The organism is Paractinoplanes rishiriensis, assembly GCF_016862375.1.
Taxonomy (GTDB): Bacteria; Actinomycetota; Actinomycetes; order Mycobacteriales; family Micromonosporaceae; genus Actinoplanes; species Actinoplanes rishiriensis.
In genome coordinates this window covers 1-24,364 of the sequence record NZ_BOMV01000120.1, presented here as the reverse complement: position 1 = coordinate 24,364, position 24,364 = coordinate 1, and the positions used below count along the sequence as shown (strand labels likewise).

Here is a 24,364-nt window from a genome sequence, read left to right as displayed (position 1 = left end):
CCCCGCTCACGAACCGCTACAGGTGAACGACGCTGTCGGCGGCGTGCCGCTCGCGAGGAAACCGAACGTCGTCGAGGCGTTGGCGGCCAGGGCGCCGTTGTATGACGCGTTCGCCACGGTGGCGGTCGGACCGCTGGTGGTCAGGGAGCCGTTCCAGACCTGGTTGACGACCTGACCGCTGCCGAGGGTCCAGCGGACCGACCAGTTGGTGATCGCGGCGCCGGCGGTCACCGTCACCTCGCCCTGGAAGCCGCCCGACCAGGTGCTGGTGGTGCGATAGGCGGCGCCGCACGCACCGGCCGCCGGCGGGGTCGTAGGCCCGGTGGTCGGCTGGGTGGTCGGCTGGGTGGTCGGCTGGGTGGTCGGCTGGGTGGTCGGCTGGGTGGTCGGCTGGGCGCCGGTGCCGAACTGCCACCAGTTGAGGTTGAACAGGGTGCCGCTGCCGCCGGTGAATCGCAGGTACAGGTCGTGGGTGCCGGTCGCACCGCTCACCGGGCAGCTCACCGTGGACCAGGTCTGCCAGCCGCCGGTGCCGGTCACCGTGCAGGTGCCGACGACGGGGCCGCTGGTGCCGTCCAGGCGCAGTTCGATCCGGCCGCCGCTGGTCGCCGAGGCCGCCCGGGCGGTGAACGACGTGGCACCCGTACCGAATCCGACGCCTTTGACCTTGATGTAGTCGCCGTTCTCGATCCAGCCGACGTTCATGCCGCCCTCACCGGCCGGTTCGGTCTCGACGCCGGAACCCCAGGCGATCGTCTCCGCCTCCTGGCGGGTGTACGGGTTGAGGGTGCCGATCTGCGGCGCACCGGCGGCGGTCATGTTGATCGTGGGAAAGGTGCCGTCGGCGTTGTAAGTGAACTTCTCCACCGCCACCGACCTGGTGAAACCGCCGCCGCCGGGCAGGGCGCCGTTGTGGTAGAAGAAGTACGACCCGCCGTTGAAGTCGATGACGCCGGCGTGGTTGGTGAAGCTGCCGCCCTGCCGCGGCATGATCGTCCCCCGATAGGTCCACGGCCCGGTCGGTCCCGGCGCGGTGGAATACCCGATGAACTCCGAGCAGCACTCGGCCGCGAACACGTTGTAGTACAGGCCGTTGCGCTGGTAGACCCAGGGGCCTTCCTCGTACAGGGTGGGGCGGCTCGCGTTACCGGTGCGGGTGCCGAAGCCGGCGGTGGTCAGCGCGATCTTGGTGGGGCTGCCGGAATAGGAGATCATGTCGGCGTTCAGGCGCACGAACCAGAGGTTGGGGTTGCCCCAGTACAGATACGCCTGACCGGAACTGTCGATCCACACGTTCGGGTCGATCTCGCCGTTGCCGACCAGCGGCCGGCCGATGGCGTCCCGGAACGGTCCGGTCGGGCTGTCGGCGACACCGACGCCGATCACCATGCCGCCCCCGCGTTGCTTGACCGGCACGTACCAGTAGAACTTGCCGTTGCGGGCGATGACGTGACCGGCCCAGGCGTCGGCCTCCGCCCAGCTGAACGTGGCCAGGCTCATCGGGCTGCCGTGATCGGTCCAGTTGACCATGTCGGCCGACGAGAAGACCCGCCAGTCCTTCATCGTGAAGTAGGTCGACCCGTCCTCGTCGTGACCGGTGTAGAGATACACCCGTCCGTCGTGCACCAGCGGAGCGGGATCGGCCGTGTAGATGGTCTGGACGATCGGGTTGTCGGCCCGGGCCGCGCCCGGCGACAGGGCCAGGATGCCGACCAGGACCAGGCAGGCAGCGAGCAATCGACGAATCGGCATCGGGGCTACTCCGTCTTGAGGGGCGTGAGCCGCGGGGCCCCTTCAGTCCTCGAGGCCCCGCGGTGATCTCAGCGGCGGGCCTGAGGATGCGCTCCCATGGGCAGCTGCCGCGACCGGTTACGAAATACTTTCCGGATGGGCACGAACGTATTTCGTACAATGACGTGTGTCAATGCAACCGGAATGCCCCGATTGCATAACCGATTTTCAGTGCTTTCTTGAGTGAGCGACATGCATCGATAGAATCCGCCCGTGATCGAGGACGGCAGTTCGGCGCCGCAACGAAAGCCTCGGGGCGGCCGGGTCTCCCTCGCGGCGATCGCCGAACTGGCCGGGGTGTCGCCCCCGACCGTGTCCAAGGTGTTCAACGGCCGGGACGGGGTGGGCGCCGAGACCCGGGAACGCGTCGAGGACCTGCTGCGCGACCACGGGTACCGCCGCCCGCCGGCCGAGGTCGAGACGCGCAGCATCGAGGTGGTGTGCCACCGGATGCTCGGCTCGATCGCCATGGAGATCCTGCGCGGCGTCGCCGACGTCGCCGGGGCGAACGGCGGCACGGCCACCTTCACCGACGCCGGCCGGCCATGGATCGACGCGCTGCTCGAACGCCGGCCCGCCGGAGTCGTCTCGGTGGTCGCCGGGGTCACCGCCCGGCAGGCCGGTCTCCTGACCCGCGACGACATCCCGCTGGTGGTGCTCGACCCGGTCGTCGACCTGCCCGGCGTGCCGGTGATCGGCTCGACCAACTGGAGCGGCGCCCTGGCCGCGACCCGTCACCTGCTCGGCCTCGGCCACCGCCGGATCGGGGTGCTGACCGGCCCGGTCAAGGACCTGGCCGCCCGGGCCCGGCTGGACGGCTTCCGCGCCGCCCTCGACCATGCGGAGATCCGGTACGACGAAAGCCTCGAGCGCCGCGGCGTCTTCACCTTCGACGACGGCGTTCGCCTCGGCCTCGAACTGCTCGCCCTGCCGGACCCGCCGACGGCCGTGGTGTGCGGCGACGACCTGCAGGCCATGGGCGTCTACGAGGCCGCCCGGCGGTCCGGCCGGCGCATCCCCGACGACCTCAGCGTGGTCGGCTTCGACGACGTCGACCAGGCCGCCTGGCTGGCACCCGGGCTGACCACGGTCCGGCAGCCGTTCGCCGAGATGGGCGCGCTCGCCGCCAAGGTGGTCCTGGGACTCACCGCCGGCGAGGCGGCCGGTAGGGACCGGTTCGAGCTAGGCACCTCCCTCGTCGTCCGGGGCAGCACCGCCGCCGTCCGGTGACTCCTCCGGCGGGGCCGGGATGGTGAACCAGATCGAGGAGCCCTCGGTCACTTCCAGGTCCAGCCAGATCCGGCCGCCGTGGTATTCGACGATTTTCTTGACCACGGCCAGGCCGATTCCGGTGCCCTCGTACGCGTCGCTCGAGTGCAGCCGCTGGAAGATGACGAAGACCTTGTCGGCGTACTCGGTCTCGATGCCGATGCCGTTGTCGCGGACGTTGATCTGCCACTCGTCACCCTCGCGCCGGGCCGTGATCCGGACCAGCGGGGGCACCTCGGGGCGGCGGAACTTGATCGAGTTGCCGATCAGGTTGACGAACAGGGTGACCAGCAGCGGCTCCTCGCCCTCGACGGTGGGCAGGCCGCCGGACTCGATCTTGCCGTCGCTCGGGTCGAGCTGGGCCGCCGCCTCGGTCACCACCTGGTCGAGGTCGATGGTGCGGAAGCCGGACGTGATCCGGCCGATCCGGGAGAACGCCAGCAGGTCGTTGATCAGGCGTTGCATCCGCTGGGCGCCGTCGACCGCGAAGGCGATGTACTGGTCGGCGCGCTCGTCCAACTGACCGGCGTAGCGGCGCTGGAGCAGCTGGCAGAAGCTGGCCACCTTGCGCAGCGGCTCCTGCAGGTCGTGCGAGGCCACGTACGCGAACTGCTCCAGGTCACCGTTCGACCGGGTCAGCTCGTCGGCCTGGGCCTGGAGCCGGCCGTTGATGATTTCGATCTGCTCGCGGGCGCTGCGCACCTCGGCCAGTTCGTCGGCGATCCGCTGCCGCATCGCGTCCACGTCGGCCGCCAGCGCCCTCAGCTCCGGTGAGCCGCTGCTCTCGATGCGGCGGCCGTAGTCGCCGTCGGCCACCCGGCGGACCTGCTCGGCCAGGTCGGTGACCGGGCGGCTGACCAGGCGGTCCAGCAGGAACAGCAGCAGGGCGATGACCAGTACGGCCAGGACCGCGGTGACGATCTCCAGGAGCACCAGCGTCGAGCCGGTGCTCCGGGCCGCGGTGGCGGCGTCGTTGCGCAGCGCCGTGATGTTCTCCTGCAAGCCGTCGATGGCCACCCGCAGCGCGTCGAAGCGGTCCGTGCCGGCGTCGTCGATGACGGCCTGGGCGCCGGCCGTGCCGCTGGACCGGCCCGCCGCGATGACCGGCTCGGCCACCTGGCCCTGCCACGCCTGCGCCTCGGCCCGGATGCGCGCGATGCCGTCCCGGATTCCGGCCCGGCCGCCCGGACCGTTCAGCGTCTCGATCTGGGTCAGGAGCCGGTCCTCGGCCGCCCGTCCCTTCTCGTACGGCTCCAGGTTTTTCTCGGTGCCGCCGAGCGCGAAGCCGCGGACGCCGGTCTCCTGGTCGAGGTAGGCGGAGTAGAGCTCCTGACCGGCGACGCGCATCGGACCGGTCCGCTCCAGCAGTACGTCGAGCTGCTCGTTGCTCTCCGCCGCGACCGAGGCGGCATACCCCGCGAACCCGGTCATCAACACCCCCACCAGGGTGAACAGCAGGAGCACCCGCTGGCGCAGGGACCAGCCGGTCATCGCCCCTCCCCCTTCGTGATCAGCAGCATCGCCACGTCGTCGGCGAGCGGCCCGCCGTTGGCCTCGTCGGCCCGGCCGGCCAGCCACGCCGGCAGCGCCGCCGGCGGAACCTCGGCCGCGGCCGGCTCGTCGAGCAGACCACACAACCCGTCGACGTCGAGTCGTTCGATCAGCCCATCGGTGTACATCAGCAGCGACCAGTCGCCGTCCGGCAGCGCCAGCTCGGTGGCCGGCGCGGGTTTCGGGCGGACGCCCAGCACGATGCCCGGCCGGGCAGCTACCGGGACGGCCCGGCCGCCGGCCAGCAGCACCGGCGGCGGATGCCCGGCCAGCCGGACGGTGGCCCGGTTGCCGGGCAGGTCGAGCATCGCCGACGCGACCGTGGCGAACACCTCGCGGGCCCGCCGCTCGCTGATCAGCACCTGCTCGAGGGCCGGCAGCACCCGGTCCAGCGGCACCTTGGCCAGCACCAGCGCGCGCCACGCCACCCGCAGTTCCACCCCGAGGGCCGGCTCGTGCCCGCAGACGTCGCCGACGATCACGTGCAGCCGGTCGTCGCCGACCTGCACCGCGTCCAGGAAGTCGCCGCCCAGCAGGCCCATGGCCCGGCCGGACCGGTAGAACGTGTGCACCGCCACCGCGGTGGTTCGCATCAACGGCTGCGGCAGCAGACCCCGTTCCAGGCGGGCCGACTCGGCCTGGCGCAGTTCGATCTCGCGCAGCCGCTGGGTGTTCTCGTCGGCCCTTTTGCGTTCCACCGCGTAGCGCAGCGCCCGGGTCAGCAGGACGCCGTCGACCTGGCCCTTGACCAGGTAGTCCTGGGCGCCCTCGGCGACCGCCGCCATGCCCAGGTGCTCGTCGGACCGGCCGGTCAGCACACACACCGCGGCGCTGCCGGCGGCGGCGAGCAGCTTGCGCAGACCGTCGAGCCCCTCGGCGTCGGGCAGGCCCAGGTCGAGCAGGATGCACTCGACCCCGGTCACCAGGGTGAGCGCCTCGCGCATGCTGGTGGCCAGCACGAGGTCGATCGGGGCGCCCGCCTCGTGCAGCAGCTCACGTACCAGGAAGGCGTCACCCTCGTCGTCCTCGACAAGGAGAACCCGCAACATGGCGAAGATCGCAGGCTCCTGTCGGGGTCCGTCCGGCGCGGCTCCTACATCTTCACGGTTCTTTGTCCTGGTGCAACATCTGACGCGTAACAAAAGGAGCAGGAACGTGCCAGTTCAGGTCAGGACGACCCGGTTCCGGCCTGAGGTTTTCGCCTGGTAGAGGCACGCGTCGGCGCGGGCCAGCAGGGCGTCGATCCGCTCGGCCGGGTCGAGGTGGGCCACCCCGATGCTGATCGTGACCGGCACGTCGCCGGCGGCCGTGCCGACCGGGCCGGCCGCCACGTCGGCGCGCAGCCGCTCGGCGATCGCCGCGGCGTCGTCGCCGACGTCCGGCAGCAGCAGCACGAACTCCTCGCCGCCGTAGCGGGCCAGCAGGTCACCGGGCCGGCCGGTGGCCGCCAGCCGCCGCACGACCTCGCGGATCACCTCGTCGCCGGCCTGGTGCCCGTACGTGTCATTGATCTTTTTGAAGTGATCGATGTCGAGCATGACCGCCGCGAGCCGGTTCTGATACCGGTGCGCGTCCGCCAGCTCGCCGCCGGCCAGGTCGAAGAAGTGCCGGCGGTTGGCGATCCCGGTCAGCGCGTCGATCCGGGCGTGCTCGTTGACCTGCGCGAACAGCAGTGCGTTGTCGTAGGCGGCCATCGCCTGCCCGGCCAGGGCCGCGACAATCTCCAAATCCGTTTCGCCGTACGCCTCCGGCCGCGCCGACGCGACCAGGAGCACCCCGCGCCGGACGCCCCGGGCGATCAGCGGTACGACCAGCCAGCTCGCCGCCGGCTCGGGCAGGCCCAGCAGGTGCGCGGCCGCCTCGGCATCCGCGGCCGTGTGCAGGTCCGCCGGATCGACGTCGACGGGCTCCCGGCGTACCTCCTCGCCGTGAAGGTGTTTGACCACCACGGATTGCTCGCCCGACTCGCCCAGCACCACATAGGCGTGTCCCTCGACGCCGCCGCGCCGCAGGCTGGTGAACGCGCGGCCGAGCACCACATCCGGCTCCAGCGTGTCGGTGAACCAGGCCATCGCCTGCCGCAGCGTCTCGGCCAGGTCGCGCTGCCGGTTCGCCGCCGTGACCGCCAGTTCCAGCTGCGCCGTGCGGGCCGTCTCCAGCGAGACCGCGACGTGGTGGGTGATCGCGGTCAGCGTGTCCACGTCGGCCGCGGTGAACATGCCCTTGGCCACCCGGCTGTCCAGATAGACCACGCCGAGCAGCCGGTCGTCGAGCAGCAGCGGCGCCACCAGGATGCTGCGCAGCCCGTACGCCACCATGCTCCGCGAACCCGGCGCCTCGCCCTCCTGGGTGCCGGTCACCACCACGGCCCGCCGGTCGGCGCGGATCCGCTCGACCAGGCTGGCGCTGTAACCGGCCAGTTCGGTGAGCTCGTTGCCGCCCGCGTCGCGGCCCACGAACCGGCCGAGCCCGGCCACCGCCTCGTCCTCGAGCAGCAGGTAGGCCCGCTCGGCGCCGAGGATGCGGATGGTCTCGTCCAGCGCGATCCGGGCCAGCCGGGCCGGGTCGAGCACCCGGGACGCGGCGAGGCTGACCTGCTGCAGCGCTGCCCACCGCTGACCGTGCCAGCTGTCGCCGGCGGTGGTGGTGGCGCTCGCCGGAACAGCCGGATTCAGCCCGAACTCGGCGACCACCCGGCGGGCGCGCTGCGGCCAGCCCTGCTCCTCCGCGATCGCCAGGGCGGTGCGCGCCTCGCGCAGCGCCTGACCGGGTACCCGCAGTGCGCGCAGCGCCCGGGCGGCGACCACGGCGGCCTCGAACGCCACCAGCGGGGCGTCGACCGTCCGCAGCACCGGTGCCGCGGCGGCCAGCTTGGCGAGGGCCTGGGCCGGATCGCCGGACAGGTCGGCCAGCGCGGCCTCGACGACGTGCCGGTGCGCCGCCATGAGCGGCCGGCGGGTGACCTTGCCGACCACCGCCACGGCCGCCTTCGCGGCGGCCAGCCGGGCACCGCGGGCCTCTTCGGTCGCGGTCCGCAAACGTTCCAATTCGGCGTACGCGCGGATCACGTAGAAGCCGTGCTGAGCCGGCAGCACGTCGAGCGGGCTGAGGCCGAGCGCGTCGAACTCACCGACGGCCTGCTCGTACGCCTCCCCCAGGTCGCCGCGCTCCAGGGCGCCGCGCACCCGCGCGATCAGCACATCGACCTGGTAGTGCTGCAGCGACTGCAGCCCGTCCAGTTGCAGCAGGTGAGCCGCGGCCTCGACCTCGCGGCCCTGCAGCGCGAGCAGGCAGGCCTCGGTGGTCACCACGCTGCTGCGGTCGCTCTGCCCATGCGCGTCGGCCCGCTGCCGGGAGGCGGCGATCTCGGCGCGCAACTCGAACATGTCCCCGTGCAGGAGCCAGTCCCAGGCCAGCACGGAATGAGCGTCCAAGAGGAAACCGAAGTTGAGCCACCGGTCCTGCCGGTCCAGTACCTCACGCAGCGTCTCGCCGGAGTCGATGCCGTTGTTGTGCCGGGCGATGCCGCGCCGCCACGAGGCGCGGGCGGCCAGGGCGGGGTCGCCCAGCGCGGCGGCGCCACGGTCGGCGGCCGTCCACAACCGGTCGGCGAGCCGGTGCATGCGCAACGTCTCGCAGAGGAAGCTGATGGCGTTGAGGGTGCTGACCGATTCGGGGGTGAGCCCGATCCGGCTGGCCGGCAGCGGCGCCCGCAGCGCGTACACCACGGACTCGCGGGGCCGCAGGTCCCGCAGGTAGGCCGAGCCGAGATCCTCGAACAGCGAGCAGACCAGCACGTCACGTTCCCGGGCCCGGCCACGGGCCCGGCCGTAACCGACCCGGGTGAGCCAGACCAGCAGGCCGGCAAACAGGCACCCGATGCTGGACAGCACGCGCAGCACCGGGTTGCGCGGCAGCGACCGGCCCAACTCGGCGAGCGCCTCGTCGGCGGCGCGAATCTGACTGACGGTGTCGAATGCGCTCTCGTGCACCCGGCCGAGCAGATGCAGGCTGTGTGCACGCTGCAACGGGTCGGTGGCCGAGGCGACGGCCACCCGCAGGGTGGCTGCGGCCTCGTCGAGCCGGGCGGCCTGATGGTAGGCACGACCGAGCAGCTCGTGGAAGGCGTGGCCGGTCCGGATGCCACCACGCTGCGCCATGACCGCGGCATGTTCCAGGTAGTAGACCGCGGCCTCGGGGGCATACTCGGCGAGGGCCAGTTCGCCGGCCGCGTGGCAGGACCGCACCAGGTCGGCGGGCGCGTAGCCGGGCGAGCCGTCGATCCGGTGCTGGGCCAGCGCGTACACCGTGTCGGCGTCCCGGTCCGGGTAGCGGTCGAGCAGGTCGGCGACGTCGTCGTGCAGGTGCCGCCGGGTCGCCTCGTCGAACTGGTCGATCAGCGCCTGCCGGATCCGGTCGTGCGGGAACGCGTAGGTGCCGTCCTCGCGCACCTCGACCAGCCCCTCCCGGGTCCCGTCCCGCAGCACGCCGAGCACCGCGTGCCGGTCGTCGCCGCTCAGTTCGGCGACCAGGCCGGCGGCGAACCGGTGACCGGCCACCGCGGCCAGCCCGAGCACCCGGCGGCTCACCGGGTCGAGCGCGGCGACCCGGTTCAGCACCAGTTCGGCCACGCCGGTGGGCAGTTCCAGCGCGTCCAGGCCGGCGACGTCGACCGACCAGCCGCCCGGGTGCACCCGGACCAGGCCGGCGTCGACGACCGCGGTCACGTAGGCGAGCAGCGTGAACGGGTTTCCGTGGCTGCGCGCCGCGAGCCGGGCCGCCACCTCGTCCGAGATGGACAAGCCGCCGTTGGTGGCGGCCACCAGCGCGGCGGTGCCGGCGGCGTCCAGTGGCTCGACGTCGACCGTCGCGGTCACGCCGGGCACGTCGGTGTCGTCCCGCGCGATGGCGACCACCAGCAGCGGCGCACCGGGCGCGATCAGCTGCAGCACCCGCAGCGTCGCCTCGTCGCACCACTGCACGTCGTCGACGGTCAGCACGGCGCCGCCGCTGCGAGTGGCCAGCGCACCGAGGAACTCGGCGAGCACGCTCAGGTAGGCGCCCTGGCTCACGTCGCTGACCTGCTCGCCGGCGGCCAGCACCTCGGCCAGCCCGGTGGACAGGGTCTGCACCAGCGGCGCGGCCTCGCCGGCCGCCTCGCGGACCCGGGCGAGGGCGGCGGGCAGTGTTTTCACCGCCCGCAGGTGCGCGTCGATCGCGGCCCGGAGCACGGTGAGCGGCTGGGTCCGGTCCCGGGCGCACCGGGCGTTCAGCACCAGGTGACCGTCGCGGGCCACCGCTGCGGTGAACTCCTGGACCAGGCGGGTCCGGCCGCTGCCCGCGGCACCCCGGACCTGCACGAAACCACCACGCTGGCGCAACTCGGTGAGCGCGGCCAGTTCCCGGTCGCGACCCACGAACGGGACGTCGGCGGCGACGACCGGCTCGTCGGCGGTGCCGAGCGCGAAGTCGGGCTGCGTCCTGGCTGCCTCAAGATCGGCGAGCAGGCCGGTGCCGCTCTGGTAGCGGTCGTCCGGGTCCTTCGCCAGCAGCTTGCGGATGATCCCGGCCAGCGCCGGGGAGAGCGCGGGCGCGGCGTCGCGCGGGTCCGGCACCGGCGCCACGGCGTGCAGCCGCAGCAGCTCGCCGACGTCGCTGGAGGAGTACGGCGCGGAACCGGTGGCGCATTCGTACAGCAGGACGCCGAGCGAGTAGAGGTCGGCCCGGCCGTCGGCCTGCCGGTGCAGCATGCCGGTCCGTTCCGGCGCGGTGTAGGCCAGGGTGCCGGCAACCTGGTCACCGGTCTCGCCGGCCACCCGCTCGGCCAGGCCGAAGTCGATGAGCCGGGGCGAGCCGTCCGCCTCGAGCAGGACGTTGTCCGGCTTGACGTCGCGGTGCACCAGGCCGCAGCCGTGCACCGCGGTCAGCGCGCCGGCCAGGCCCAGGCCGACCCGGATCAGGTCCGCGTCCGGCAGCGGGCCGCCGGCCAGCACGTCGGTGAGGCGCCGGCCCTCGACCAGATCGAGGAGCACGTACGGGCGGCCGTCGTGCACGCCGACCTCGTGCACCCGGACCAGGCTGGGGTGGCGCGCCGCGGCCAGCAGCGCCACGGTCCGGTGCAGCCGGCGCAGCACCTCGTCGTGGGCGGCGGTGCTGGGCTGCAGGAGCTTCATGGCGTACTCGGTGCCGTCCCGGCGGACCCGGTGCACGACGGCCTCCGCGCCCCGCCCGATCTCACCCAGCACTTCGAACGCGTCGGGCGGCACAACCTCGACGACGGCACTGACCGGTACTGCGACCACGTCGTGCGGTATCGGCCGCGCCGGGTCCCCACTTGAGGATCCGGCGCGGCCGGTTACGTCACGCCTTGTTCTTGGCGCGGTCGTAGACGGTGCGCACGTCGCTGTCGAAGTACGGCCCGTAGTTGCGCTGCCCCCACACGTACGCGACCACCGAGTTGGTGAACCCGAACCGGATGGCGTTGTCGTAGTTCTGGAAGATCGGCCCGCCGCTGGCTCCCGGCGTCAGCCCGCAGAACACCTTGACCTGCGCGGCCGCGGCCCAGTGCAGGTTGGTCTTGCAGTAGATCTGCTTCTTGCCGTCGTAGGGCGCCGCGCTCGGGTAGGCGAGGACGGTGACCGGGATGGTCTTGCTCTGGTTGAAGCTGATGCCGTTGCCGCCGGTCTTCTCGACGAGCCGCTTGCCGTTGACCGGCCAGACGTTCACGAAGGCGAAGTCCCACCAGTGGTAGCTGTGCTCGGTCCAGCCCTTGGTGGCGTGGAACAGCTTGGCCGGCCACTTGCCGTGCGGGGTGGCGCCGTCGTTGTACAGCGGCGCGTACATCCAGTTCTCGTGGTTGACGCCGTTCTTGCCGCCGTGGATGCAGTGCGCCGCGGTGGAGACGACGTTGCGGGTGGGGTTGTTGATGGTGCTGCCGGAGCAGACGTAGTGGCCGCCGCCGGGCTTGGTGAAGAACACCTTGCCCACGCCGGGCGACGAGTTGACCGTGCGGGCGGTGGCACCGGGCGGCGGCGCGACCGGACGCGCGTCGGTGGCCGGGCTGCCCACGTTGCCGGGCCGGTCCCGGCGCTCGAGCTCCGGGTCGTCGATGACGCCCTCCGGGTTCCACGGGATCGCCGACCGCATCCGCTCCGGCGTCCAGTAGGCGTCGATCAGCCGCTGCGCCGTAGCCGCGTCCCGCACCACCTGCCCGTTGATCTTCGCCACCGCCTCGATGGGCGTCTTGGACGGGTCAGCAACCACCGCACCGGCCCGAGCCGGCGAGACAGCCAGCCCCAGACCCACCACCATCACAACCACAGGCACCAACAAAGGCTTGCGCCCCATACCAGAACTCCCTAAAAGAACCGCCGGGCCACCTTCCACGGACCCGCGCGATTCCCCACAATATTGCCCAAATCCCCACCTCATAGCCCAAGATCAAAATTTCCCCGTACGCGTGTCGAGTGAGCCGCCGGGGTTGGCCTCCGACCCGCCCGCTCCCCAGAACGGCCGCGAGCCGAACCGGGAGCGGCCCCACCCGCGAGCCGCCATCCGCCCGCCCCGGTTCGGCGGGCCGCACCACATGCGGATCTTGACCCCGACACAACCGCGCCTAACGCGCGGATCGACGGCTTGCTGATGCCAAGCTGCCGATCGGTGACGGTCTCCTACTGTCCGCGACCCGGACAGTTACCCGGAGCTTGGCGTGACATCCATGCCGCGATGCCCACCTGACGTTCACCCCGCGACGACGTGTCGTCGAGTTGCCGTTCGTGGACGACTGCAGACCGCCGAGATCGGAGGGGTTCGAGGCGCGGCGGCAGGTCCCGCCGCCGCGCCGTCCGGACCGCAAGGATCAGACCGGGACCGCGAACGCGGCCTCCTAGCCCACCGTGACCGTGAATGCCCTGGTCACCGGCGTGCTGAGCTTGTCGTAGTCGCGCAGTTCGACGGTGAAGTTGTGGGTGCCGGCGGTGGTCGGGGTGCCGGTCAGGGCGCCGGTGAAGCGGTTGAGGCTGACGCCGGGCGGCAGCGCGCCGGAGGTCACCCGCCAGTCGTAGAAGGGCACGCCTCCCCTGGCCGTCAGGGTCTGCTCGTACGCCTGGCCCCGGGTCGCCGCCGGCAGGCTCGCGGTGACGATCGACGGCTTCAGGAACGGGGTGAGTTCCTTGTTCAGGGTCCAGCCCGCGTTCTCGGCGATCAGCAGCGCCAGCTTGGTCAGCATCCAGCGGCGGGTCGGGAACAGGTGGGTCCAGCCGCCGCTCTGGCCGCTGATCCGGTCCCAGTTCGGCGCGTCGCCGGGCACGTGGTAGCTGCTGTCCAGCGCCACCGCCTTGCCCTGGTACTGAATCACTTCCTGGTCGTTGGCGCCGCTGGTGGACACGTAGTTACGCATCCCGGCCCAGTCGCTGTGGAAGGCGACCGCGTGCCCGTACTCGTGCATCACCAGGCCGTGCACGTCGAGCACCGAGCCGGCGATGGTGGTTTTGTACCAGTCCTCGTCGGCCAGCGAGGTGAACAGCTGCTTGCCGGCCTCGTCGTACTCGAAGATCATCGCGGTCGACCGGTGGATCGGTCCGGGGACCTGCTGGCCGTTTCGAGTGTGGTACCGGCCGTTGCGCGCCGGATAACCGGTCGAATACGGGGTCTGGATGCCGCGGAAAAACACATACATGCCGTCGTACGCAGACTGGTTGGTGACGTTGATCGTGTTCTGCCAGTCGTTGCCGGGCAGGTGGTTGGCCTCGGCACCGGCGGCCACCTGGTCGAACGGCGCGAGGGCGAAGAACCGGAACCAGTCCTTCACGCCCTCCTCGGCGGCGGTCCGGAAGTTCGGCTCGGTGAAGTACCCGGTGATGTTGTCGTAGCGGTAGTCGAAGGTGATCGGGATGGTCGGTTCGAGCGCGGTCTTCTCGTCCTGCTGCACCAGGATCGGCACGGTGTGCGCGGTGCTGGTGTTGTTCGACTCGCGGGTGGTGAGCCGCAGCGTGTACCGCTCGTCGGCACCGGGTCCGCGCTTGGAGTGGATCGCCAGCTTGAAGGTCTTGGTCTCACCGGAGTTGGCGAAGGTGAGCCGCTTGGTGGCGCCGCCGGCGGTCAGCTGGCTGGGCAGGTCCATCATCAGCCGCGAGGTGCCCTCGGCGGCGAGATCGAGGGTCACCGGGTAGGCGGCATCCTGCGGCGGGCGCACGGTGAGTTCCACGTACGGATTGGCCAGGTAGCCCTGCCAGTCCACCAGCTTGACGCCGTAGTCGTTGACGACCCGGCCGAACATGTCGACGAGCTGGGGCGCGGACGCGGCGCTGGCCGGCGAGGGCGCGATCACCAGAGTCGCCGCGGCGATCAGGGCCACACCGGCCGCCGATACGGTTACGCGTTTCATCTCTGACCTCGGTTCGTGGGGGTTTGCCCGCCAGCGTGAGCACCGAAAACCTTTTCGTCAATAGACCAGCATCGATTAGTTCATTAGGGATCCCTTAAGGCCCGATCCCGGCTTGACGTTGACGCCCATCAACGTTTACTTTGCCGAAAACCTTTTCGATATTTTCACATGCGTCAATACGATCTTGAAAGGAGCCACCTGTGAAACGACTGCGCACCGGCCGCGTCCTCGCCGGCGTCGCCGCCGTCGCCACGTTCGTCACCGGCGGCGTCATGGGCGTGCTGTCCGCCAGCGCCGAGGCGGCCGGCTGTCAGGTGTCGTACGCCGTCGCCAGCCAGTGGAACGGCGGGTTCACCGGCAACGTCACGGTCACCAACCTGGGCGACCCGCTCACCGGCTGGCGTCTCACCTGGACGTTCCCCGGCTCGCAGCAGATCAGCCAGACCTGGGGCGGCCAGCACAGCCAGTCCGGCGCGAACGTCACCGTCTCGAACGCGAGCTGGAACGGCGCCCTGGCCACCAACGGCTCGACCTCGCTGGGCTTCAACGCGACCTTCAGCGGATCGAACACGGCGCCCGGCAACTTCGCCCTCAACGGCGTCACCTGTACCGGCTCGGTCAACCCGACCACTGGGCCGACCACTGGGCCGACGACTCCCCCGACGCAGCCGACCACGCCGCCCACGACTCAGCCCACCACGCCGCCGACCACGGTGCCCACGAGCGTGCCGCCCACCAGCGAGTGGAACCCGCCGAGCAACCTGGTGACCCCGCTCAACGAGGTCTGGCAGCACCAGGAGGACACGTACAGCAACGGCAACCTGTACGGCTTCCGCAACTACGGCTGGGACCAGCTCCTGGCCAACGGCGGCTACATCAACTACTGCGTACGGTGGGACTCCTCCGCCTCGGTGACGGCCGCCCAGCGCGACCAGATCCACGCGACCCTCCAGCGCCAGTACCAGAAGATCATCGACCAGGTCGTCGGCTTCAGCGGCTTCCCGTACACCGCCGTTCCGGTGCGGGTCGTCGGCTGGGCGGTCCGCGACCGGGCGCAGCTGCAGTGGACCGACAACTCGGTCGACATCTACGTCAACGACATCCGCGAGAACGCCCCGCAGTGCGCGACGACGTGCGGCCGCTTCTTCAACCAGAACGGCCAGTACCCGAACTGCCCCGGCGGCGCCGCCCGCCACTACGACCACTCGCTCTGGCTGACCGCGGGCTTCGGCGGCGGCCACGGCGGTGACTGGGGCCAGCGCCTCGGCAGCGAGTACTACATGCAGAACATCAACGCCACGAACATGTACGTCCTACTACACGAAATAGGACATACCTACGGCCTGGACGACTTCTACGACTGGACGCCGACCGGTGTGTGCTGCTTCCTCATGAAGGCCAACACCACCAACCAGATCACCGAGTTCGACAAGTGGATGCTGCGCGACTGGTGGCGCCACCTGAAGAGCCGCTACGGCTACTGATTCACCCGGGTGGGGGCGCGATGCGCCCCCACCTTTCAGGCGATGCGGCGTACCCGGTTGATGGTCAGGCCGTTCTCGTCGAGCAGGTCGCCCATGATGCCGGCGAAGTGCACCAGATGCGTGGTCGCCAGGTGGGCGTCGAGGTGCTCGGGCGACTCCCAGTTCTCGTAGAAGATGAACGTGCCCGGGTCCTCGATGCCCTGGTGCAGGTCGTAGTTGACGTAGCCGGGTTCCTTGCTGGTCGGCTCGATCAACGCCTCCAGGGCGGCCTTGAGCTCGGCCTCCTTTCCCGGCGCAGCTTTCATGTACGCGATTACCGTGAGCAAATCGCGGCGGTCGTCGGTGGGTGTGGTCATCGTCGCCTCCGGAGCGATCACGCAGTGTGCGGCTCAGCACCTCATCCTGGCACTAGATTGGGCCCATGGTGGATGAGGTCGAGACGCCCCGCCGGCAGGTCGCCCGGACGATGGCCGAGGCCGCGCAGGCGTGGCTGGAGCTGCTGAGCCCGGACCAGCGCGCGATCGCGGTCGGGCACCTGCCGTCCGACGAGGCCGACGACGCCGAGCGGCGGCGCTGGTTCTACACCCCCACCGACCACGGCGGCCTGACCGTCCACCAGCAGCGGCCCGCACAGCACCGGGCGGCCATGCGGCTGGTCGCCACCGGGCTGTCCCGGGCCGGCTACGTCACGGTGGCCACCACGATGGGCCTGGAAAACATCCTCGACCACACCGAGGGCTTCGTGGCCCAGTTCGACCGCGAGCGCGGCCGCGACCCCGGCCTGTACTACCTGCGCGTCTTCGGCGACCCGGCCGGCGGCACCTGGGGCTGGCGGTTCGGCGGCCACCACGTGTCGCTGAACAACCTGATCGTGGACGGCGAGCTGGTCGCCACCACGCCGTGCTTCCTGGGCGCCGACCCGGCCGCCTCGGAACTGCTGGGCGGCGCGGTCAACCGTCCGCTGGCCCGGGTCGAGGACCTGGCCCGCGAACTGGTCCGTTCGCTGAGTCCCGACGCCGCCCGCCGCACGATCCTCTCCGGCAAGGCCCCGTCCGACCTGATCACCGCGAACCGCACGTCGATCGCCGAGGGCGACCGGGGCATTCCGCTGGCCGGCATCTGGCGCCAACGATTCGCGGATCAGGCGCAACAGGAAAGGCTGCAGGCATTGAGCGACGCGATCGACCAGGCGGCCGCCTACGGTGAGGCGGAGCACCGGGCACTCGAATACACCGTACGGCCAAAAGGAATCGCCGCCGCCGACCTCGAACCCGACCAGCGCAATCTGCTCCGGTCTTTACTGGACACCTACTTCGGGCGGGTGCCCGAGGCGGTCTCACCGATGAGCACGTACGACGACAGCGCGCTGGACGCCCTGCATTTCGCGTGGGCCGGTGCCACCGAGCCTGGTGCGCCGCACTATTACCGCGTACAGGGCCCGAATGTGCTCCTGGAATGGGACAACACGCAACGCAACGCCAACCACGCCCACTCGGTCTGGCGCAATCCGGAGAACGACTTCGGCCTGGACGTGCTGGGCGCCCACCGCGACCGCCACCACTAGTCTCGCGGTGTGACAGGACTGCTGCTGGTGGCAATCGTCGAGATGACTCCCGGGCACACCGAGGAGGGCCGGCGCTACGAGGACGCGGTGCTCGGCCTGCTGGGCCGGCACGGCGGCGAGGTGGAACGGCGCACGCGCAGCACCGACGGCAACACCGAGGTGCACCTGATCCGCTTTCAGCAGCGGGCGGGGCTGGACGCCTTCATGGCCGATCCGGAGCGTCTCGCATTACGGTCACAGGTCGGCGAGGCCGCACCCGTCGCACGCGTCATCGAGGTGACCGACGTCTAGATCCGTCCAGGGAGCTGCCAAGATCCGCGAGCGCGGAACGAGGGCGGTTTTCAACTAGATCTGCCGGGACTCGGGTCGCTGCCTGGATCTTGATCGACGCCGGCTAGCTTTCTGCCCAGGGTTTCGGCCTTCTGGGAGTCATCGGTGTAGGCGATGACCACCGCGGCGGTGCCGGTTGCGGGGGCGGTGATCACGTACGTCTGGCAGCCCGGCCACGAACCGGGGTGGGCGTACGCCGGGGTCTCGCCGCCGGGCAGGATGGACGCGCCCCAGGCGTACGGGATCATGGTGTTGTCCCTGAGTTTTCCGGGCTGGCGCAACGTCGCGGTGAGGCGGGGGCCGAGCGCGCCGGTCTGCATCGCCTCGGCCCAGCGGAGCATGTCGCGGGCGGTCGACCAGACGCCGTCGCCGGTTTGCGGTGCGGGCACGCCGGGGTGCCACGGCGGGTGGGCGGTGACCGTGGGCGGGTGCAACCCGGGGCCTTTCCAGAACTGCGTCGAGGCCATGCCCAGCGGGGTGAACAGGTGCTGCTGGGCGACCTCGGCGATCGGGCGGCCGCCGGCGCGCTCGACCAGCTCGGTCAGGCAGACGTAGCCGGTGGTGCAGTAGGAGAACTCCGTTCCGGGCTCGGCCTGCGGTTCCGGCATGGTCGACAGCAGGCCGAGCACGGTCTCGTTGGTCCACTCGCTCACCTCGCCGGCGAAGCCCCGGTCCATGACGGCCCTGTCGGGCAGCCCGCTGGTGTGGTGGATCAGGTGGTGGAGGCGGATCGGCGCGGCCCAGTCCGGCAGTTCGGGCAGCAGCGTCCGCACCGGCAGGCTGGGATCGAGATCACCCTGCCGCACCAGCACGGCGACGCAGGCCGCGACGATCCACTTCCCGGCCGACGCGATGCACACCACCGTGTCGGCATCCTCGGCCGCATCGTCAAGCCAGGTCACGCCCGCGGCGTTCGCGTAGCCGGCCACCACTCGGCCCCTTTTGTCATCAGCTGCCACGCCGCCAAGATAGCGGTGTTCAGCCGTTCGGGCGCGTGTCCATCGCCTGCAGGGACCAGCTGTTCCCGTCCGGGTCCCGGAAGTAGACGAAGGTGCCCCACGCCTGCACGTCGACGTCGCTGGCCTCCACGCCGGCCTCGACCAGCTGCCGGCGGGCCGCGTGGGCGTCGGCCACCACGACCTGAATCTCCTGGGTGCCCGGCGCCTTCTCGGTGATTCCGTCGCCCAGCACGATCGAACACGCCGACCCGGGCGGGGTGAGCTGCACGAACCGCAGCTTGTCATGCACCTGATGATCGTGGTCCGCGTTGAATCCGATCCGCTCGTAGAACTCCTTGGCCCGGTCGACGTCGGTCACCGGCACGGGGATGAGCTCAATCTTCCACGTCGCTGTCATGAGGCCATCTTGCCCGCTATTGCGGTCAGATCCTGACCGCAGCGGTCAAATCTGCTCCGTCCACCCGGACTTTGACCCCGCGCATCCAGGTGCCGTCAGATATCCGCCCGGCGGTCAATCCTGGTGCCAGCGGCGGATGGCCCCCGCAGGATGGCCTCGGCGCGATCCACGGAAGACATCGCCTCACTGTACGTCGGGCGGAAAAGCCGGTAACTTGCAGCTGACCTTGACACCGCCCGAGGAGGTGAGACCCATGCGCACTGTATCGACGTGGGTGCTCCCCCTTTCCGTCACGGTCGGGCGATTGACGTAGGTGTCGCCGGGAGCGCCGGACACTCCCGAAAGGCAACACCGATGTTTGACGTGATCATTGCCGGGTGCGGGCCGGCCGGTGCGATGCTGGCCGCCGAATTGCGGCTGCACGACGTGCGGGTCCTCGTGCTGGAAAAGGAAACCGAACCCGTATCCGCGGCCCGCATCGTCGGGCTGCATATTCGCAGCATCGAACTGATGGCGATGCGCGGGCTGCTGGAACGCATTCTCGAACGGGGACGGCAGCGTCCGGCCGGCGCCTACTTCGCCGCCATCGACAAACCCGCGCCCGAGAACCTGGATACCGCGTACGCGTATCTGCTGGGCATTCCGCAGCCGGTCATCGTCGACCTGCTCGAAGCACATGCGATCGAACGGGGTGCGCAGGTCCGGCACGGTGCCGCGGTGACCGGCTTCGAGCCGGACGACGACGGGGTGACCGTCGAACTGGCCGGCGGCGAACGGCTGCGGTCACGCTATTTCGTCGGCTGCGACGGCGCGCACAGTACGGTACGCAAACTGCTCGGCGTCGGATTCCCCGGCGAGCCCGCGCGCACCGAGACACTGATGGGCGAGATGGGATTGGCCGCGCCGCCGGCGGAAATCACCGACCGCCGCGTCCATCTCCGGCCCGCGGGCGCCGGCGTCTATCGGGTCGTGGTCCCCGCCGCGGGAGTCAGCGACCGCGCCGAACCGCCCACCCTCGACGATTTCCGGCAGCGGTTACGCGCCATTGCCGGCACCGATTTCGGCGTCCATTCGCCGCGCTGGTTGTCCCGCTTCGGCGATGCCACCCGGCTGGCCGACCGGTATCGGGTCGGGCGGGTGCTGCTGGCCGGCGACGCGGCACACATCCATCCACCCCTCGGCGGGCAGGGCCTGAACCTGGGCGTGCAGGACGCGGTCAACCTCGGCTGGAAACTGGCCGCAGAGGTCCGCGGCTGGGCACCCGGAACGCTGCTGGACACCTATCACACCGAACGGCATCCGGTCGCCGCCGACGTGCTGGACAACACCCGCGCCCAGACGGCGCTGGGGTCCCCCGAACCGGGCGCGCGGGCGGCGCGCGAACTGCTCGCCGAACTGATGGACTTCGACGAGGTGAACCGCTATCTGACCGAGAAGATCAGCGGGATCGGCATCCGCTACGACTTCGGCCCGGGCCCCGACCTGCTCGGCCGGCGCCTGCCCGACGTCGAGGTCGAACGCGGCCGCCTCTACGATCTGCTGCACCGCGGCCGCGGCCTGCTGCTGGACCGCACCGGACGCCTGACCGCGGGCGGCTGGTCGGACCGGGTCGACCACCTCGCGGATCGCACCGCGGTCCTGGACGTTCCGGGCCTCCTGCTGCGCCCCGACGGCCACGTCGCCTGGATCGGCGACGACCAGCAGGACCTGGAGGACCACCTGGCCCGCTGGTTCGGCAAGCCGTCGTAGCCCGGTCAGCCGGACGCCGCCCGGGCCGCCTGCTCCAACCGGGCGTGATACGCCGTCCACCACGCGGTGTCACGGTCCGGCAGGTTGGAGAACTCGGCCCGGGCGCCGGCCGCGCCGTCGACGAGTTCCCGGACGATGTCGGCCTGGCCGGTGTGCCGTTCGGTTTCGGCGATCATGTGGATCAGCACGCGGTGCAGGGTCGGGCGGTTGCGGTCGGCCGGCCACCACGGAACCTCGCCGGTGGCGTCGAGCGGCAGCGCGGCGATGGTGGCCTCGGCGTGGTCCCAGGCGCGGTGGTAGAGGGCGACGATGTGGTCGCGGGACTCGTCCTCGGTGGCCCACATGTCGGCGTTCGGCTCGGCGTCCTCGGCCATCCACGGCAGCGGCTCCGGGAACGGCCGGCCGAAGCACTCGCCGAAGTATCCGGCGACCACACCGGTGACGTGCTTGAGCAGCCCGAGCAGGTTGGTGCCGGTCGGCACCAGCGGCCGGCGCACGTCGTACTCGGAAAGGTTCTCGGTCTTCCAGATCAACGCCTCGCGCCCCCGCGTCAGGTAGAAGACGAGGGCGGCCTTGGGATCCTCCATCACGGCAGACTGTCACAACCGGCCGCTAAAATGTCGATTTCCACTGTGGAGGGCCATGAGTACGTTCACGACGCCGCCCGACCCGGCGTCGGCCGCGACCCTGGACGACCTGGTCGAGCGCCTGCGGCTGCTCAAGATCTGGGCGGGCGATCCGTCGTACGAGACCATCAAGGAACGGGTCAACGCCGCCTGGACCGCCGAGGGCCGGCCCGCCGCCGAGCTGGCGCGCCGGTCGACCGTCGCGGACTGCTTCCGCACCGGGCGCCGCCGGGTCAACGCCGACCTGGTGATCGCGGTGGTGCAGGCCATGCGCGCGGACACCGGATACGTGGCCCAGTGGCGTCAGGCGCTGCGCGTCGTGGGCGGCGAGATCGAGGCGTCGTCGCAGGTCCGCGTGCAGGACAGGCTGCCGCCCGACCTGGCCGGGTTCACCGGGAGGCGCGGCGAGCTCGACCAGTTGCGCAACGCTACCCGGGCCGGCGCCGCGGTGGTCATCTCGGCCATCGAGGGCATGGCGGGCGTCGGCAAGACCCAGCTCGCGGTGCACGCGGGTCACCTGCTGCACCGGGCGGAGCCGTTCGAGCGGGTGCTGTTCGTCAACCTGCGCGGCTTCCACCCCGACCCGGCCCAGCCGCCGGCCGACCCGGGCGCGGTGCTCGACGGCTTCCTGCGGCTGCTCGGGGTGACCGGCCAGCAGGTGCCGCACGACCTCGACGAACGGTCCGCGCTCTACCGCCGGCTGCTGGCCGGCACCCGCACGCTCGTCCTGCTCGACAACGCCGCCGGCGCCGAGCAGGTCGGCCCGCTGCTGCCGGCCACACCGGGCTGCCTGGCCCTGGTCACCAGCCGGCGCAGCCTCGACGGCCTGCACTCGACGACGCAGCTCACGGTGGACGTCTTCGCCCCCGGCGAGGCCGTCGCGTTCCTGCTCGGGGCGGTGCCCGACGTCCCGCCCGGCGGCGATCCGGAGGCCGCGGCCCGCATCGCCCGGCGCTGCGGCTACCTGCCGCTGGCGCTCAGCCTGGTCACCGGGCACATCCGCGGCACGCCGGGCTGGACCCTCACCGACCACGCCGACCGCCTCGACGAGCGGCACCGCGACCGGCGCCTGGAGTCCGGCGTCGAGCTTGCGCTCGATCTCTCCTATCAGCACCTGACCGCCGAGCAACGGCGGCTGCTGCGGTTGCTCGCGCTGCATCCGGGCCAGGATTTTGACGCGTACGCGGCGGCCGCGCTGGCCGACCTCGACGTGGACACCGCGCGCACGCTGCTCGGACACCTGCTCGGCGACCACCTGCTGCAGCCCGCCGCCCCCGGCCGGTACACCTTCCACGACCTGGTGCGCGCGTACGCGATCCTGCGGGCCGGCGACGAGGAACGACCATCGGAGCGCCGCAACGCGCTGACCCGCCTGTTCGACCACTACCTGGCGACCGCGTCGGCCGCCATGGACATCCTCTACCCGGCCGAGAGCTACCTGCGACCCAAGATCGCCGAGGGCGGCCAGCCGACCCCGGAGCTGCGCAACGCGGACGGCGCGCGGGAGTGGCTGGACGCCGAGCGGCCCACCCTGATCGCGGTCGTTGCGCACGCCACCACCAACGGCTGGCTGGCGCATGGCACCCAGTTGCCCCGGGTGCTGTTCCGCTACTTCGACGGCGGGCACTACAACGACGCGCTGACCGTGCACGGGTACGCCCACCAGGCCGCCCGCGCCAACGACGACCCGACCGCCGAGGCGCACGCCCTCACCGACCTCGGCGTGGCCTACCTGCACCTCGGCCAGCTCGTCCCCGCCATCGAGCACTTCGAGCGCGGCCTGCGGCTGTTCCGCGAGGCCGACGACCTGACCGGGCAGGCTCGCGCCAGCAACAACCTCGGCATGGCCGCCGAGCAGTCCGGCAACTTCCCGGGCGCCAGCGACCACTACCGGCGGGCCATCCTGCTGCACCGGCAGATGGGCAACCGGTCCGGCGAGGCCGGCGCGATGCGCAACCTCGGCAACGTCGAGGGCCGGCTGGGTCACTACGAGGCGGCCGCCGAGACGTTCACCGAGGTGCTGGCCCTGGCCCGCGAGATCGGCCACCGCACCGGCGAGGCCGGCACGCTCAACGGCCTCGGCGAGATCGAGATGCGCTCGGGCCGTTACGAGGCGGCCGCCGTGCACCTGCAACAGGGCCTGGATCTCTACCGGGAACTGGGCAGCAAACTCGGTGAGGCCGACTCGCTGGAGAGCCTCGGCATGCTGCACACCCGGATGGGCGACGCCGACCGGGCCCACGATCTCTACCTGGAGGCCCTGACGATCAGCCGGCAGTCGGGTTACCGGTTCGGCGAGGCGTACGCCCGCAATGGTCTCGGCGAAGCCGCCCACCTCGCCGGAAACCACGCCGCCTCCCTCGATCACCACACGGCCGCTCTCGCCATCGCTACCGAGGACGAGGCCCGCGACGAGCAGGCCCGCGCCCTCGCCGGGCTGGGTGCGGCACACCGCGCCCTCGGCAACGCCGAGCAGGCGCGGGAGCACGACGAACGGGCGCTGGCCCTCTACTCCGAGTTGGGCCTGCCCGAGGCCGATGCGCTCCGCGCCCGCCTTGGCGGACGGTGAGGGGCGCTTGGGCCGATCCCACCGGTCCCGTGGGTGGGATCCCCCCGTTTGCTCAAGCCGCCCCTCGTGCCGTCCTGACACCAACTTTGCGGCACCGCACCACCCTCACGGTGATTCCCGGACGATTTCGGACGGCACACCCGGCGGACGCCGCCCGGTCGATCGAGGTCGACACCATGCTGTTCGTCTGCACGCACCAGGATCTGGATTAGGATGCATTGCTTGTAGTCAATGTCGAATGTCGATGCTATGAACGAGGGGTCGCGCCCGGCGACCCTAGTGGCAACGTCGCCACCATTGCATATGCATCGACGTCATTGGGAGAAAAACGGGCACATGAGCAAATTTCAAGATGGTCGACGGCGTTCGCTGAAGCGCCTAATCGCGGTGGCGGGCACGGCAGCCGCAATCGCCGCGGCCGGGATCGGCGCAGTGATCGGCACGGCGTCCGCCGACGACGAGGTGCTGGCCGGTCCGGCCGGTGTCAAGGTCGCCGCGGGTTACGGGCACAGCTGTACCATCCCCGCCGACGGCACCCTGCGGTGCTGGGGCGGCAACTACAGCGGCCAGGTCGGCAACGGCAGCACCACCAACGTCGCCGCACCCACCCCGATCGGCACCGCCACCACCTGGGCCAGCGTCGACGCCGGCACCAGCTACACCTGCGCCGTGCGCACCGACGGCACCCTC

General features: G+C 71.0%; 16 protein-coding genes and 1 pseudogene. 7 read left to right on the top strand and 10 right to left on the bottom strand.

Annotated features, from left to right (window positions below; genetic code table 11):
• Nucleotides 1–6 precede the first annotated feature (6 nt).
• Nucleotides 7–1,752, bottom strand: coding sequence for a family 43 glycosylhydrolase (locus Ari01nite_RS47620; protein ID WP_203791164.1), 1,746 nt, complete (start codon nucleotides 1,750–1,752; stop codon nucleotides 7–9).
• A 252-nt stretch (nucleotides 1,753–2,004) separates the two neighbouring features.
• On the opposite strand from Ari01nite_RS47620, the gene Ari01nite_RS47615 reads away from it, so the two are divergent.
• The gene (locus Ari01nite_RS47615; RefSeq protein ID WP_203791163.1) at nucleotides 2,005–3,021 is read left to right on the top strand and encodes a LacI family DNA-binding transcriptional regulator; all 1,017 of its coding nucleotides are present in this window, start codon (nucleotides 2,005–2,007) and stop codon (nucleotides 3,019–3,021) included.
• On the opposite strand, the gene Ari01nite_RS47610 is transcribed toward Ari01nite_RS47615, so the two are convergent.
• From Ari01nite_RS47610 to Ari01nite_RS47590, 5 genes are all read right to left on the bottom strand, one after another.
• A complete protein-coding gene (locus Ari01nite_RS47610; protein ID WP_203791161.1) occupies nucleotides 2,974–4,551 on the bottom strand; it encodes a sensor histidine kinase in 1,578 nt (525 codons plus the stop codon). The genes Ari01nite_RS47615 and Ari01nite_RS47610 overlap by 48 nt on opposite strands.
• Complete coding sequence (locus Ari01nite_RS47605; protein WP_203791157.1) at nucleotides 4,548–5,660, bottom strand: PP2C family protein-serine/threonine phosphatase; 1,113 nt, start codon at nucleotides 5,658–5,660, stop codon at nucleotides 4,548–4,550. Before Ari01nite_RS47605 ends, Ari01nite_RS47610 begins: the two co-directional genes overlap by 4 nt.
• A 114-nt stretch (nucleotides 5,661–5,774) precedes the next feature.
• Nucleotides 5,775–10,913 carry a diguanylate cyclase domain-containing protein gene (locus Ari01nite_RS47600; protein WP_203791156.1) on the bottom strand — a complete coding sequence of 1,713 codons (5,139 nt, stop codon included), beginning with the start codon at nucleotides 10,911–10,913 and terminating at the stop codon, nucleotides 5,775–5,777.
• Nucleotides 10,914–10,971: 58 nt separating this feature from the next.
• Entirely contained in the window at nucleotides 10,972–11,937 is a 966-nt protein-coding gene (locus tag Ari01nite_RS47595) for a trypsin-like serine peptidase (protein WP_203791149.1), read from the bottom strand.
• Between the two features lie 559 nt (nucleotides 11,938–12,496).
• On the bottom strand, nucleotides 12,497–13,996 hold the full coding sequence (locus tag Ari01nite_RS47590) for an Ig domain-containing protein (protein ID WP_203791147.1): 1,500 nt from the start codon (nucleotides 13,994–13,996) through the stop codon (nucleotides 12,497–12,499).
• 200 nt (nucleotides 13,997–14,196) lie between these two features.
• Between Ari01nite_RS47590 and Ari01nite_RS47585 the strand changes: the two genes are divergently transcribed.
• On the top strand, nucleotides 14,197–15,480 hold the full coding sequence (locus Ari01nite_RS47585; RefSeq protein ID WP_239163656.1) for a cellulose-binding domain-containing protein: 1,284 nt from the start codon (nucleotides 14,197–14,199) through the stop codon (nucleotides 15,478–15,480).
• Nucleotides 15,481–15,515: 35 nt separating this feature from the next.
• On the opposite strand, the gene Ari01nite_RS47580 is transcribed toward Ari01nite_RS47585, so the two are convergent.
• Entirely contained in the window at nucleotides 15,516–15,836 is a 321-nt protein-coding gene (locus Ari01nite_RS47580) for a putative quinol monooxygenase (RefSeq protein ID WP_203791144.1), read from the bottom strand.
• Between the two features lie 65 nt (nucleotides 15,837–15,901).
• Here Ari01nite_RS47580 and Ari01nite_RS47575 point away from each other — a divergent pair, with 65 nt between their 5' ends.
• Both Ari01nite_RS47575 and Ari01nite_RS47570 read left to right on the top strand, forming a co-directional pair.
• On the top strand, nucleotides 15,902–17,044 hold the full coding sequence (locus Ari01nite_RS47575; protein ID WP_203791142.1) for a DUF3500 domain-containing protein: 1,143 nt from the start codon (nucleotides 15,902–15,904) through the stop codon (nucleotides 17,042–17,044).
• 9 nt (nucleotides 17,045–17,053) lie between these two features.
• The gene (locus Ari01nite_RS47570) at nucleotides 17,054–17,335 is read left to right on the top strand and encodes a hypothetical protein (protein WP_239163655.1); all 282 of its coding nucleotides are present in this window, start codon (nucleotides 17,054–17,056) and stop codon (nucleotides 17,333–17,335) included.
• A 50-nt stretch (nucleotides 17,336–17,385) separates the two neighbouring features.
• Here the strand turns inward: Ari01nite_RS47570 and Ari01nite_RS47565 are convergent, their stop codons facing one another.
• Together Ari01nite_RS47565 and Ari01nite_RS50690 are read right to left on the bottom strand one after the other, a co-directional pair.
• Complete coding sequence (locus Ari01nite_RS47565; RefSeq protein ID WP_239163654.1) at nucleotides 17,386–18,333, bottom strand: serine hydrolase domain-containing protein; 948 nt, start codon at nucleotides 18,331–18,333, stop codon at nucleotides 17,386–17,388.
• Nucleotides 18,334–18,352: 19 nt separating this feature from the next.
• On the bottom strand, nucleotides 18,353–18,730 hold the full coding sequence (locus Ari01nite_RS50690; protein ID WP_239163653.1) for a VOC family protein: 378 nt from the start codon (nucleotides 18,728–18,730) through the stop codon (nucleotides 18,353–18,355).
• A 354-nt stretch (nucleotides 18,731–19,084) separates the two neighbouring features.
• Here Ari01nite_RS50690 and Ari01nite_RS47560 point away from each other — a divergent pair, with 354 nt between their 5' ends.
• Complete coding sequence (locus Ari01nite_RS47560) at nucleotides 19,085–20,479, top strand: FAD-dependent monooxygenase (RefSeq protein WP_203791138.1); 1,395 nt, start codon at nucleotides 19,085–19,087, stop codon at nucleotides 20,477–20,479.
• A gap of 5 nt (nucleotides 20,480–20,484) precedes the next feature.
• Here the strand turns inward: Ari01nite_RS47560 and Ari01nite_RS47555 are convergent, their stop codons facing one another.
• Entirely contained in the window at nucleotides 20,485–21,066 is a 582-nt protein-coding gene (locus Ari01nite_RS47555; protein ID WP_203791136.1) for a DinB family protein, read from the bottom strand.
• Nucleotides 21,067–21,121: 55 nt separating this feature from the next.
• Between Ari01nite_RS47555 and Ari01nite_RS47550 the strand changes: the two genes are divergently transcribed.
• Both Ari01nite_RS47550 and Ari01nite_RS47545 read left to right on the top strand, forming a co-directional pair.
• Nucleotides 21,122–23,674: a tetratricopeptide repeat protein gene (locus Ari01nite_RS47550; RefSeq protein ID WP_203791134.1), complete on the top strand. Its 2,553-nt coding sequence runs from the start codon at nucleotides 21,122–21,124 to the stop codon at nucleotides 23,672–23,674.
• Nucleotides 23,675–24,061: 387 nt separating this feature from the next.
• Nucleotides 24,062–24,364 (top strand): annotated as a pseudogene (locus Ari01nite_RS47545) (RCC1 domain-containing protein); the annotation flags it as partial.

Bases quoted from the DNA above. Each gene is read 5' to 3' on its own strand.
- Ari01nite_RS47555 (WP_203791136.1), bottom strand. From the start codon at position 21,066: ATGGAGGATCCCAAGGCCGCCCTCGTCTTCTACCTGACGCGGGGGCGC.
- Ari01nite_RS47580 (WP_203791144.1), bottom strand. From the start codon at position 15,836: ATGACCACACCCACCGACGACCGCCGCGATTTGCTCACGGTAATCGCG.
- Ari01nite_RS47560 (WP_203791138.1), top strand. From the start codon at position 19,085: ATGTTTGACGTGATCATTGCCGGGTGCGGGCCGGCCGGTGCGATGCTG.
- Ari01nite_RS47610 (WP_203791161.1), bottom strand. From the start codon at position 4,551: ATGACCGGCTGGTCCCTGCGCCAGCGGGTGCTCCTGCTGTTCACCCTG.
- Ari01nite_RS47550 (WP_203791134.1), top strand. From the start codon at position 21,122: ATGAGTACGTTCACGACGCCGCCCGACCCGGCGTCGGCCGCGACCCTG.
- Ari01nite_RS47620 (WP_203791164.1), bottom strand. From the start codon at position 1,752: ATGCCGATTCGTCGATTGCTCGCTGCCTGCCTGGTCCTGGTCGGCATC.
- Ari01nite_RS47605 (WP_203791157.1), bottom strand. From the start codon at position 5,660: ATGTTGCGGGTTCTCCTTGTCGAGGACGACGAGGGTGACGCCTTCCTG.
- Ari01nite_RS47590 (WP_203791147.1), bottom strand. From the start codon at position 13,996: ATGAAACGCGTAACCGTATCGGCGGCCGGTGTGGCCCTGATCGCCGCG.
- Ari01nite_RS47575 (WP_203791142.1), top strand. From the start codon at position 15,902: ATGGTGGATGAGGTCGAGACGCCCCGCCGGCAGGTCGCCCGGACGATG.
- Ari01nite_RS50690 (WP_239163653.1), bottom strand. From the start codon at position 18,730: ATGACAGCGACGTGGAAGATTGAGCTCATCCCCGTGCCGGTGACCGAC.